The sequence below is a fragment of the Microvirga aerophila genome (assembly GCF_003332305.1).
GTDB lineage: Bacteria > Pseudomonadota > Alphaproteobacteria > Rhizobiales > Beijerinckiaceae > Microvirga > Microvirga aerophila.
The window spans coordinates 1-11391 of the sequence record NZ_QOIO01000093.1; the positions used below are offsets into that span (position 1 = coordinate 1).

Below are 11391 nucleotides of genomic sequence, written 5' to 3' on the forward strand. Positions count from 1 at the left end.
GGCCGCACCGACCAGCCCGGCAGAAGCGTTCAACAAAACCCTTGCCAACAGGGAGCCGTCCACACATGGCACGAGGCTGACCTTATCCCAAGTTCCCCGGACGCGCGCTGAGCGGACCTTCATTTGATCTGGTTTACGTTACACTTTGACCCGAAGGCGACATTCCACCTTATTGGGTTTCGTACCAGCCTGGGCTTTAGGAAAGTTGCGAGAGCTGTCTAGGACTCGAGCTCCTTCCCGGCGGCCATGCCGTTCAAGGATTCATGCCGTACCTGGAGGGGCGGATCCCGTCCTGTCCGGAACCCATCGGGAGGGCGGCAGTTGCTTGGTCAAACGCCGCGACTTGCCCGAGAGCATTCGCCAGCAATGTGGCCCCTTCAAACGTCGCGAGCACCTGCATTGTCCTCGAACGCGACAGGCCTCCCGCAACGAGGTTGTCCACCCTGAGCTCGAAGAACCTCCCGACCTCGCCCGCAACCTCGAGCGTTAGGTCCCGAGAGGTCGCGGCAAGTGCCCCGCACAGGCACATCCGGCTCCTCATGCAACGCACGGCGGAAGGCCTTTCCCCGAGCCTCGACGGGATTGCTCCCGTCCGTGACCCGCTGCGCCACCGCCTCGGCGCAGCAATCCGTGCACCGGGCCGCGAGCGCCACTTTCGTTGGAAAATCATAATGGACGCTGGCGATCTTCACGCCAACGTCGTCAGGTGGCAATCCGTGTGACCGCTGCGATCAGCCGCTCCACTTCGTCCTCAGTATTGTAGTAGTGTGGGGAGGCGCGGACGACAGAAGGCAGATTGCGGGCAGTGGCGTCGAGCGGCGTACTCGCCGGTGGCGATACGGAGACGTTGATCCCTTCCGCGGAAAGACGCTCCATCACGGTGCGTGCCTCGATGTCCTTAACCGTGAAGGAGACGATCGATGCCTTGACTGCGCCGAGGTCGCAGACGAGAACTCCAGGGATCTCCGAAAGTCGGGTCCGCAGTTCGCTGGAGAGGGCACCGCAGCGCCCAGCAATCCCCTCAAGCCCTACGGACAGGGCATAGTCGACCGCAGCTCCAAGGCCGAGGCGGACTGCGTAGTTGGTCTCCCAAGTCTCGAAGCGGCGGGCGTCGGGGCGGAGTTCGTAGCGGCCTGGCTCTACCCAGGGCGCGCCGAAGAGATCGATCATCGCAGGCTCAATCGTCTCAAGGAGACCGCGACGCATATAGAGGAAGCCGGTGCCGCGGGGTGCACGGAGGAACTTCCGGCCCGTCGCCGTCAACATGTCGCAGCCGAGCGCCTCGACGTCGATGGGGAACTGGCCAACCGTTTGACACGCGTCAAGGAGATACAGGATGTTGTGAGCCCGTGCGATCCGGCCGACCGCCTCAGCCGGATTCACCAGCCCGCCGTTCGTGGGCACCCAGGTAATCGCGATCAGGCGGACGCGTTCATCGATCATTCGCTCCAGCGCCTCCGGATCGAGCGCCCCGGACCCATCATTCGGCACGACCTCGATCGTCGCACCCGTCCGTTTGGCGATCTGGAGGAAGGCGACATAATTGGCCGCGAACTCAGCGCTCGCCGTCAGGATGCGATCGCCAGGCCCGAAGGACAGGGAGTAGAAGGCGCGCTGCCAGGCGACCGTGGCGTTCTCGGTCAGGGCGATCTCGTCTGGCTGCGCTCCGACGAGACGCGCGACGCCGTGGTAGACGCGGTCGAGCGGCCCGGCGGCCTCGGCTGCCGCCTCGTAGCCCCCGATCGCGGCCTCTCTCTCGACATGCCCGACGACCGCGTCGACCACCGGGCGCGGCATCAATGCGGCGCCCGCGTTGTTGAAGTGCAGGCAGTTCGCGATGCCCGGTGTGTCGGCCCGAAGCCGCATCACGTCAAGCGGTGGCGAGCCCGCGTCCATGGTCCATGTCATCCGTGTTCTCCCGTTCGGATCCGGAGTTCAACCGATCCTGGTGATCTCGCGGCTTGCCCGGGGCGTCAGGAGTTCCGGATCCCCTTCGGTGATCAGGATGTCTTCCTCATGAGCCATGATGTAGTCGCCATACATTGCGGATGGCTCGATCGTCAGGACCATGCCGGGCTTGAGGACGGTTGTGTCCCCGGGAGCATTCGACGGGTATTCCGTGATGAGCTTCCCGAGACCATGCCCGAAGCGCCCGACGTTCCCGACCGGGATCCCGGCTTCCTCCAGCACCCGCGCCTGGGCAAGGAAGACATCGGCGGCGGTGTTGCCGGGACGGGCCGCCGCGATTCCTGCTTCCGTGGCAAGCCAGAGGACGTCGTGGATGCGGACGACCTCGTCCGACGGGGTGCCGAAGCTGAAGTTCCTGTCGAAATCGCAGAAGTACCCGCCGTACTTGGCTCCCGTATCGATGATCAGCACGTCGCCCGCGGCGACACCCCTGTCGGTCGGTCCCATGATGATGCTGGAATAGCCGCCCTGGCCCGTGCCGATCGACGTGTACGGGACCTTGTCGGCCCCTCTCAGCAGCAGGTCGGCCGCGAACTTGCGGCAGATGTCCCTCTCGCTGTCCCCGACCTTCACGAAGTCCGGGACATGGGCGAAGGTCTCCCCGGCGATCCGGCAGATGTGCCGGATGTGATCCGTTCCCGCCGTGGACTTGACGGCCCGCAGTTCGGCCATCAGCAGGGTGCAGTCGTCGATCTGCCGCGGTGACAAGGCATCACGCACCGTCAGGAAGTCCCTAACGGGCATCCCCATCCGGGACTCGGGTCCGATTTCGAAGCCGATCCGGCCGAACTGGCCGGGGATGCCCAGCAGCAACGGCGTCAGGAGGGTCAGTCCTTCGTCATCGGGACGGGGCGAGGGCCAGGTCTGGATGTTCCTGCACCATGAGGTTTCGAGCCAGTTGGTGATGCCGATCTCGGGGATCACGGCGGCCGCGTCACCGATGCGTGGCACGACGAAGTACCAGGGCCTCGACGGTGTCGTCCAGGCGAATTGGGTGACGAAGCCCGCGAGATACTCGATGTTTGCCTCGGACGTCAGCACTAGGCCGTCGAGCCTGTGAAGCGTCATCAGCTCGCGCGCACGCTCGACCCGGCGCTCGAACTCCTGCTGCGTGAAGGATGGCACCTCCGGTCCCGCGAGGTTTGTCAGCTTTGTGTGAGTATTAGTCATCGTTGCATCTCAGGTGAGGACCGAGGACAGGAATGTCCTGGTCCGGGGGTTTTCGGGTGTCGAGAAGATCTGGTCGGGATGTCCCTGCTCGACGATCAGTCCGCCGTCGAAGAAGCAGGCCCGATCGGAGATCTCACGCGCGAACCGCATCTCGTGCGTGACGAGCAGCATCGTCAGGTCGTGCTCATGCGCGAGCGAGCGGATGACATTCAGCACCTCGCCGACGAGTTCAGGGTCGAGCGCACTCGTCGGTTCGTCGAAGAGCAGGACCTACGGCGTGGATCTCGGGCGTGTGCAGCTCTGCGATGTCGACCGCGCGTCCGAGCCGTCGGCTGGCCTCCTCCAGGACGAGGCGGATGACGGCGTAGGAGCCGCCCAGGGCCTTGAAGCTGCCGAGACCCAGCCGATAGCCCTCATCCTTGATGTGGATCGCACCAACCCCGACCTCGGCAGCCAGGGCCGGAAGCGCGTGCAAGGGCGTCGGCGCATGGTTGTCGCGGAAGCTGAGAAAGCGCTCGACCTCCTCAGCCGCTGCTGTGCCCAGGGTCTCGGCATCCATCGGATCGAGGGGCTTACGGTGCGCAGGGTGTTTGTTGAGCAGGAACATCGCCGTCCTTCATGTTTGGTTGAAGGGACGCTATTGCAAATCGTGTGATAAGTACGCCCTATTTGGCGGTCATAAATGCAAGATTCTCGCTCCCATGGCCAGGACTTCAACCTCATCTGCCCTCGACAGCTTCGATTTGGCGATCCTGGACATCGTGCAACGAAACAACGCGACGCCGTATCATGTGATCGGCGAGTCCGTCAGCCTGTCGGCATCGGCCGTCCAGCGGCGGATCCGGCGGATGGAAGAGACCGGGATCATCCAGTCCAACGTCGCCGTGATCGATCCGGCACGGGTCGGCCAATCCATTACCCTGTTCGTCGAACTCGAGGTGATCAGCGAGACGGCCGAGCTGATCGATGCCGCCAAGCGGGAGTTCGCCTCCGTCCCGGAGGTGCAGCAGTGCTACTACGTCACCGGCGAGGTCGACTTCGTCCTGGTGGTCGTGGTGCCGACGATGAAGGATTACGAGGATCTCACGCGCCGCCTGTTCTTCGGCAACAACAATGTCAAGCGGTTCCGAACCTTCGTCGCCATGGACCGGGTCAAGGTCGGACTGGCGGTTTCGCTGCCCAAATGACAGAGTTCCAAAAACGCTCCCAGCGTTTGGACGAGAGGAACGTCAGGAAATGGCATGGGGCTGACCTTAGCCGTACTTCTGCACCGCTGGGGTGAGCGGACCTTCACACGGCCGCGCTGAATAGCTGAGTTTGACCAAAGGCGACACCCCGGGGGTGGTGTCATGTCTGGATGGCGCCCGTTTGGCAATGTGATTGTGGATGACATTTAGGCCTAGCGGGGCGGGTGCGGTCATGTCTCCGGCCTTTAAGCGCGGTGCTTCCTGACCGCAGGCCCTGATGTTTTGCGCTGGAAGCTAGTCCCTCTCACGTTATCGCGCTTGTCTGACGCAAGACAACACCACGGGTTCTCCAGTTCCGGCGGTCCCTATCCGCTGTGGCTTCACATCATCTCATCGTCACCGTGCCAACTGGGATGCCCTACGGGCAGATCGTCTGAACTGGTTGCTATGCCGCCGACGCGCCAGCTCCAGTGCTCCCGGGCTCGTAAGCCACACTCCTGGCCATCACCGCCCAGGCGATCCGGGCCATCTTGTTGGCCAAGGCGACGGCGACCACCTTGAATGGCTTCTTGGCTAGCAGAGACCGGGCCCAGTCAGCCAAGGCCGTCCGGGTCTTACCGGACTTCATGCTGTAGAGCGCGGCATGCGCGCCGACGACGAGCAGCCTGCGCAGATGGCGGTTGCCCATCTTGGAGATGGAGCCCAGCCTCGCCTTGCCGCCGGTTGAGTGCTGCCGCGGCACGACGCCCAGATAGGCGGCGAACTCCCGACTGCCCTGGAACAGGCTAGCGTCCGGGATGCTGGCCGAGAGACAGGAGGCGACAATCGGCCCAATCCCCGGGATGGCAGCCAGTCTGACGCTGATGGGATCGCTGCGATGAGCCGCCAGAATGGCCTTATCGAGCCTGGCAATCTGCGCCTCGATCCCAAGCAGCATCGCCGCCAAAGGTTGAAGCGCAATGCGAGCCGTTGTGGGGACGTCTGGATTGCCCTCCTGAAGGAAAGCGAGCAGCTGGCGCGAGTTGCGAGCGCCTTGCGCCACCACGATGCCCAGCTCTGCAAAGTGACCGCGCAGGGCATTGATCAGAGCTGTCCGCTGCGCAATCAGAAGATCGCGGGCTCCGTGTAGCATGAGAGTGCTTTGCTGCTGCGGGCTCTTGACCGGGACGAAGCGCATGGATGGCCGCGTGACGGCCTCGCAGATCGCCGCCGCGTCCGCTGCGTCGTTCTTCTGCCGGCGCAGATAGGGTTTGACATAGGCGGGCGGGATCAGCCGAACGTCATGGCCGAAGGCCATGAGCGTGCCGGCCCAGTGGTGAGCGGTTGCACAAGCTTCCATGCCGATCAGGCAAGGGGAAAGGGTGCTGAAGAACCCCGAACCTGGCTGCGGCGCAGCGCCTTGCGCAGGACAATCTTGCCATTCCTTTCGATGCCGTGGATCTGGAAGACGTTCTTCGCGATATCAAGGCCGATCGTGGCAATCTCTGGCATGGACGTGGCTCCTCTCCGGTTCTTCAACATGCCCATTCTGGCACGTCCGACGCTGGTGGAGGGCGCCATCCACGACATCACGTTTAACAGCATCGGGCGCATTGAGGCCGACTTCGTCGCCGGACAGGCTCAAGCAGCAATGTTGGCCGCCGAGGCCGACAAGCTGACGGACTCCCCGATTACGTGGTACGGCGTTGCATTGTCCTTTTGAATAATATTCAGGATTCCAAGATTGAAACTATCGAGGGCAGCTGAGGATAGCTTTCTAGCCATAGTCAACAAAGTCCTTACGCGAGAATCTTGCATTTATGACCGCCAAATAGGGCGTACTTATCACACGATTTGCAATAGCGTCCCTTCAACCAAACATGAAGGACGGCGATGTTCCTGCTCAACAAACACCCTGCGCACCGTAAGCCCCTCGATCCGATGGATGCCGAGACCCTGGGCACAGCAGCGGCTGAGGAGGTCGAGCGCTTTCTCAGCTTCCGCGACAACCATGCGCCGACGCCCTTGCACGCGCTTCCGGCCCTGGCTGCCGAGGTCGGGGTTGGTGCGATCCACATCAAGGATGAGGGCTATCGGCTGGGTCTCGGCAGCTTCAAGGCCCTGGGCGGCTCCTACGCCGTCATCCGCCTCGTCCTGGAGGAGGCCAGCCGACGGCTCGGACGCGCGGTCGACATCGCAGAGCTGCACACGCCCGAGATCCACGCCGTCGCCTCGGAAATGACGGTTGCGTGCGCCACCGACGGCAATCACGGGCGCTCGGTCGCCCAAGGCGCCCAACTCGTCGGCGCGAGGGCTGCCATCTTCGTGCATGCCGGGGTCAGCGAGGAACGTGTGGCGGCCATCGCCCGCTTCGGCGCGCAGATGATCCGGGTCGAGGGCACATACGACGACTCCGTCGCCGAGGCGACGCGCGTGGCCGCCGAGAAAGGCTGGACCATCGTGTCCGATACGTCCTGGCCGGGCTACGAGCGCATTCCCGGCCTCGTCATGCAGGGCTACACCGCGATGGTGCGCGAGGCGCTGCGCCAGCTCCCCGAACCACCGACCCATGTGTTCGTCCAATCAGGTGTCGGCGGAGTCGCGGCTGCGGTTTCCGGCTATCTCTCGCTCGTTCTTGGTGACCGTCGGGCGACCTTCGTCGTGGTCGATCCGGCACGAGCCGCCTGCGTCTACGAGAGTGCGCGGGCCGGGCATCCGGTCAAGATCGAGCATGGCGAGCCCACCGTCATGGCGATGCTCGAATGCTACGAGCCCTCGCTCGTCGCCTGGCGCATACTCTCTCGGGTTGCCGATGCCTTCATGACCGTCGACGAGGAGGACGCCGTCGCGGTGATGAACCGCCTTGCCCGGCCCGACGGCGCAGACCCCGCCATTGTGGCGGGCGAGAGCGGCGGCGCAGGCCTCGCGGGCTTCATGCGCGCCGCAGCGGATCCGGAGATCAGGGATGCCCTGCGTCTGACGAATGCATCTCGGGTATTCCTCATCAATACCGAAGGCGCCACCGATCCGGAGCGCTATGCCGAGCTGGTGGGGATGCGACCTGGCGCCGTCGCGACCCGCACCAAAGGGGCATCCGCATGACGACGCATCCGCGCGAGCACACGCCGGATGCCGACCTCGTCGCAGGCGCCAACATCCTGCTCGACGTCGTCGCCCGCCTCGCAGCCGAATAAGGAGACAAGCATGGCCATGGATTTGAGCGCCCTCGAACGGGAAATGACCGCATGGCGGCGTGATCTGCACGCCCACCCGGAATTCGGCTTCGAGGAGAAGCGCACGAGCGCCTTCGTGGCCGCCAAGTTGCGGGAGTTCGGTCTCGACGAGGTGGCTGAGGGCGTAGGCGGCACCGGCGTCGTTGGAACACTGAAGCGCGGCACCGGCAACCGGGCGATTGCGCTCCGGGCCGACATGGACGCGCTGCGCATCACGGAACAGAGTACGCAGGACTACCGTTCGCAGAACCCAGGCACCATGCATGCCTGCGGGCATGACGGACACACGGCCATGCTGCTGGGGGCGGCGAAGATCCTGGCCGAGGAGGGCGGCTTCGACGGCACCGTGCGCTTTGTCTTCCAGCCCGCCGAGGAATGGGGCAAGGGCGCGCTCGCCATGCTGGCGGACGGCCTGATGGAGCGCTTCCCGTTCGAGGAGATCTACGGCCTGCACAACATGCCGGGCCTCCCCGTCGGGCATTTCCAGACGCGCGTCGGGCCGATCATGTCGGCGGAGGACAATTTCGAGATCGTCCTGAAAGGCGTCGGCGGACATGCCGCCCGGCCGCACTGGGGCAACGAGGTGCTGGTTGCCGCCTGTGCGACGGTGATGAACCTCCAGACCATCGTCTCACGCCGCCTCAGCCCGACCGACATCAGTGTTGTATCGGTGACCGAGCTGATCACCGACGGTACGAGAAACGCGTTGCCCGGGCTTGCCCGCATCCTTGGGGATGCCCGCAGCTTCCAGCCTGAGGTCAGCACCGAGATCGAGAAGCAGATGCGGATCATCGCCGAGGGCACGGCTCTGACGTACAACGTCGCCGCCGAGGTGACCTACACGCGCGAGTTCGTTCCGACCTTGAACGATGCCACCTTGGTGGACGAGGTCTTCGCGGCCGCCCGGACAGTGTTTGAGCTGGAGCATGTCTCGACCGCTCACGAGCCGATGACGGGCTCGGAGGACTTCGCCCGCTTCCTGGAGCATGTGCCCGGCTGCTTCGCCTTCGTCGGCAATGGCAAGAGCTCGGCGCCCCTGCACAACCCGGCCTATGACTTCAACGACAGTGGGCTGCTCTACGGGACTCGCTTCCACGCCGCCATTGCACGGCAACGCCTGCGCCAAGCGTAAAGGCGCCAACCAGAGGAGAAGCAAATAATGAAGTCGTGGATTTTCGCGGCGGCGGCCGTGGCAGTGCTGGCTCAGCCGGCGCGGGCAGAGTTCAAGCTGGGTTGGGCCGGTCCGCTCAGCGGAGGAAGCGCCGCGGTGGGCGTGCAGAACCGCAACGGCGTCCAGCAGGCGGTGGACGACATCAATGCCGGCGGGGGCATCCTTGGCGAGAAGATCTCGGTGCGCTTCGAGGACGATGCCGGCGATCCCAAGCAGGCCGTGTCCGTTGCGAACCGTCTGATGTCTGACGGCATCATGTTCGTCGTCGGCCACCAGAACTCGGGCGCGTCTATCCCAGCCTCCGAAGTCTACTCCGAAGCCGGGGCGCTCCAGATCACCCCGGCGTCGACGAATCCCAAGTTCACAGATCGGGGCCTGTGGAACACGTTCCGGACCTGCGGCCGCGACGATCAGCAGGGCACTGTCGCGGGCAACTACCTCGCGAAGAACTTCGGGGGCAAGAAGGTCTTCATCATCCATGACAAGACGCCCTACGGCCGGGGCCTCGCCGACGAAGTCAAGAAGACGATCAATGCAGGCGGGCTAAAGGAAATTGCCTTCGAAGGCATCAACGTCGGCGAGAAGGATTACTCGGCGCTTGTCTCCAAGATCAAGAGCGCTGGCGCCGATGCCGTCTACTTCGGAGGGGTCTACACCGAGGGCGGGCTCATCCTGCGCCAGATGCGGGATCAGGCGCTCAACATCCCTATGCTCGGCGGCGACGCGATGTTCTCAGGGGAATTCGCCTCGATCGCGGGGCCTGCCAGTGAGGGGACGCTGATCACGTTCAGCCCCGACGCCCGCAAGAACCCCGCAGCCGCTCCCATCATCGAGCGGTTCAAGGCCAAGAACATCGATCCGGAAGGCTTTACCCTGTACGCCTACGCGGCCGTGCAGGTGATCGCCCAAGGCATCAAGGCCGCGGGCAAGGCCGACCCGAAGCTGGTGGCAGACAAGATCCATTCCGGCATGACGTTCGACACGGTTGTCGGGCCACTGTCATACGACAAGAAGGGCGACATCACCCGTCTCGATTTCGTCTTCTACAAGCTGGAGAACGGCAGGTTCCAAGAGATCGCCGGGCAGTAACGCCTGGAACTGCGGAATACCCGCACCCGGCTGAGCCGCGCGGGCATCCGATCTCCGAGCCGCCTCTTGAACATCGAGTGCAGCAGGTCGCCATGTACGTTATGCGGCCCACCCTGAAGCATTGCCTGAGCGGCAATACGGCCGGAACACGTCACGGCTGAAGCATCGACCTCTCGAGCACACGAACGGGAAATTACGAGGCGAGGTGAACCGGGCAGAACCATCATATCCACGAGGCGGAGAATACTCGGGATGCAACGACCGAAGAGAACCAACCCAAGACCAAGGGAACCATCATCAACAGGGAGGACCCATCATGGAAATTTTTGTGCAGCAGCTCATCAATGGGCTGACTCTGGGGTCGATCTACGGCCTCATCGCCATCGGCTACACGATGGTCTTCGGCATCATCGGCATGGTGAACTTTGCCCACGGCGACGTCTTCATGCTCTCCGCCTTCATCTCGCTGATCTTCTTCCTCATCTTGACCACCTGGCTCGGGATCTCCTCCGTGGTGCTGGCGCTCCTGATCGTGCTCGTGGTCGCGATGGCGCTCACCTCCCTGTGGGGCTGGGCCATCGAGCGCATCGCCTACCGGCCCCTGCGCGGCTCGTTCCGCCTGGCGCCGCTGATCTCGGCCATCGGCGTCTCGATCTTCCTGTCCAACTTCGTCCAGGTGGCGCAAGGAGCGCGCAACAAGCCGACCCCGCCGATGGTCCAGGACGTGATCGTGCTCTTCCAGGGCGCGAGCGGCTACAACGTCGCCCTCTCCTACAAGCAGATCATCATCATGATCACGACCGCGGTGCTGCTGACGATCTTCTGGTACCTCGTCCAGAAGACCTCTCTCGGCCGGGCCCAGCGCGCCTGCGAGCAGGACCGCAAGATGGCCGCCCTTCTCGGCATCAACGTGGACCGGACGATCTCCCTGACCTTCGTCATCGGCGCAGCCCTCGCGTCGGTCGCAGGCACCATGTATCTGCTGTATTATGGCGTGGTGAGCTTCAACGACGGCTTCGTACCTGGCGTGAAGGCCTTCACGGCAGCGGTTTTGGGTGGCATCGGCTCGCTCCCGGGCGCCGTTCTGGGCGGGTTGATCATCGGCCTCATCGAAACCTTCTGGTCGGCCTATTTCTCCATCGAGTACAAGGATGTGGCCGCGTTCTCGATCCTCGCCATCGTGTTGATCTTCATGCCCTCCGGCATTCTCGGGCGGCCTGAGGTCGAGAAGGTCTAAGGAGCCTTAGAGCCATGAACGCTCCTTCCATCACCACTGCCGAGCAGACCCAGGCCGTGACCAGAACCTTCGACCTGGGCGCCGCCCTCAAGGACTCGCTCCGGACCGCGCTGATCACCCTGGGCCTCTCGATCCCGATCCTGGCGTACAAGACGGACCAGTCCGGCGCCGATCTCTTCCTGACTCCCGCTGGGGCCTGGTCGCCATCGTCTGCGCCATCGTGTTCGGCCTTCGCCTCGTGCTGCACGCCTTCACGGCCTCGCGGGCCTATACCAAGGCGTGTCCGCCGTCAGCGCTCATGAGACAGATCGGGTGAGTTGAAGAAGGGAGAGGTTCTGGTTCATCGTAGCCCATGAG

At 63.7% G+C, this 11391-nt stretch carries 9 protein-coding genes and 3 pseudogenes; 7 read left to right on the plus strand and 5 right to left on the minus strand.

The window, feature by feature from the left end; all coding sequences use genetic code 11:
* Positions 1 to 702: 702 nt before the first annotated feature.
* The 4 genes and pseudogenes from DRB19_RS27280 to DRB19_RS27295 form a co-directional block, all read right to left on the minus strand.
* Positions 703 to 1908, minus strand: a complete 1206-nt coding sequence (locus DRB19_RS27280) for an aminotransferase class V-fold PLP-dependent enzyme (RefSeq protein WP_245439859.1) — start codon at positions 1906 to 1908, stop codon at positions 703 to 705.
* A gap of 27 nt (positions 1909 to 1935) precedes the next feature.
* Positions 1936 to 3138 (minus strand): M24 family metallopeptidase, encoded by a 1203-nt coding sequence (locus DRB19_RS27285; protein ID WP_114189130.1) that lies wholly within the window; start codon positions 3136 to 3138, stop codon positions 1936 to 1938.
* Positions 3139 to 3147: 9 nt separating this feature from the next.
* A pseudogene (locus DRB19_RS27290) lies at positions 3148 to 3408 on the minus strand (ectoine/hydroxyectoine ABC transporter ATP-binding protein EhuA); the annotation flags it as partial.
* Positions 3377 to 3745 (minus strand): annotated as a pseudogene (locus tag DRB19_RS27295) (diaminopropionate ammonia-lyase); the annotation flags it as partial. The pseudogenes DRB19_RS27295 and DRB19_RS27290, both read right to left, overlap by 32 nt.
* Positions 3746 to 3839: 94 nt before the next feature.
* On the opposite strand from DRB19_RS27295, the gene DRB19_RS27300 reads away from it, so the two are divergent.
* Positions 3840 to 4325: an Lrp/AsnC family transcriptional regulator gene (locus tag DRB19_RS27300; RefSeq protein ID WP_114189131.1), complete on the plus strand. Its 486-nt coding sequence runs from the start codon at positions 3840 to 3842 to the stop codon at positions 4323 to 4325.
* 445 nt (positions 4326 to 4770) lie between these two features.
* Here DRB19_RS27300 and DRB19_RS27305 read toward each other — a convergent pair.
* Positions 4771 to 5816 (minus strand): annotated as a pseudogene (locus tag DRB19_RS27305) (IS110 family RNA-guided transposase).
* On the opposite strand from DRB19_RS27305, the gene DRB19_RS30395 reads away from it, so the two are divergent.
* The 6 genes from DRB19_RS30395 to DRB19_RS27335 all read left to right on the plus strand — a co-directional run bounded on the left by DRB19_RS30395 (position 5800) and on the right by DRB19_RS27335 (position 11336).
* Positions 5800 to 6027 (plus strand): hypothetical protein, encoded by a 228-nt coding sequence (locus DRB19_RS30395; protein ID WP_162815906.1) that lies wholly within the window; start codon positions 5800 to 5802, stop codon positions 6025 to 6027. The pseudogene DRB19_RS27305 and the gene DRB19_RS30395 overlap by 17 nt on opposite strands.
* A gap of 170 nt (positions 6028 to 6197) precedes the next feature.
* On the plus strand, positions 6198 to 7406 hold the full coding sequence (locus tag DRB19_RS27315) for a diaminopropionate ammonia-lyase (protein WP_114189132.1): 1209 nt from the start codon (positions 6198 to 6200) through the stop codon (positions 7404 to 7406).
* A gap of 102 nt (positions 7407 to 7508) precedes the next feature.
* Complete coding sequence (locus tag DRB19_RS27320) at positions 7509 to 8669, plus strand: M20 aminoacylase family protein (RefSeq protein ID WP_162815907.1); 1161 nt, start codon at positions 7509 to 7511, stop codon at positions 8667 to 8669.
* Positions 8670 to 8696: 27 nt separating this feature from the next.
* Entirely contained in the window at positions 8697 to 9797 is a 1101-nt protein-coding gene (locus DRB19_RS27325; protein ID WP_114189133.1) for a branched-chain amino acid ABC transporter substrate-binding protein, read from the plus strand.
* Positions 9798 to 10113: 316 nt separating this feature from the next.
* Positions 10114 to 11034: a branched-chain amino acid ABC transporter permease gene (locus DRB19_RS27330; RefSeq protein ID WP_114189134.1), complete on the plus strand. Its 921-nt coding sequence runs from the start codon at positions 10114 to 10116 to the stop codon at positions 11032 to 11034.
* Positions 11035 to 11048: 14 nt separating this feature from the next.
* On the plus strand, positions 11049 to 11336 hold the full coding sequence (locus DRB19_RS27335; RefSeq protein ID WP_114189135.1) for a hypothetical protein: 288 nt from the start codon (positions 11049 to 11051) through the stop codon (positions 11334 to 11336).
* Positions 11337 to 11391 lie beyond the last annotated feature (55 nt).

Coding starts and splice junctions, on each gene's coding strand:
- DRB19_RS27325 (WP_114189133.1), top strand. CDS start 8,697: ATGAAGTCGTGGATTTTCGCGGCGGCGGCCGTGGCAGTGCTGGCTCAG.
- DRB19_RS27300 (WP_114189131.1), top strand. CDS start 3,840: ATGGCCAGGACTTCAACCTCATCTGCCCTCGACAGCTTCGATTTGGCG.
- DRB19_RS27320 (WP_162815907.1), top strand. CDS start 7,509: ATGGCCATGGATTTGAGCGCCCTCGAACGGGAAATGACCGCATGGCGG.
- DRB19_RS27285 (WP_114189130.1), bottom strand. CDS start 3,138: ATGACTAATACTCACACAAAGCTGACAAACCTCGCGGGACCGGAGGTG.
- DRB19_RS27280 (WP_245439859.1), bottom strand. CDS start 1,908: ATGACATGGACCATGGACGCGGGCTCGCCACCGCTTGACGTGATGCGG.
- DRB19_RS27330 (WP_114189134.1), top strand. CDS start 10,114: ATGGAAATTTTTGTGCAGCAGCTCATCAATGGGCTGACTCTGGGGTCG.
- DRB19_RS27335 (WP_114189135.1), top strand. CDS start 11,049: ATGAACGCTCCTTCCATCACCACTGCCGAGCAGACCCAGGCCGTGACC.
- DRB19_RS27315 (WP_114189132.1), top strand. CDS start 6,198: ATGTTCCTGCTCAACAAACACCCTGCGCACCGTAAGCCCCTCGATCCG.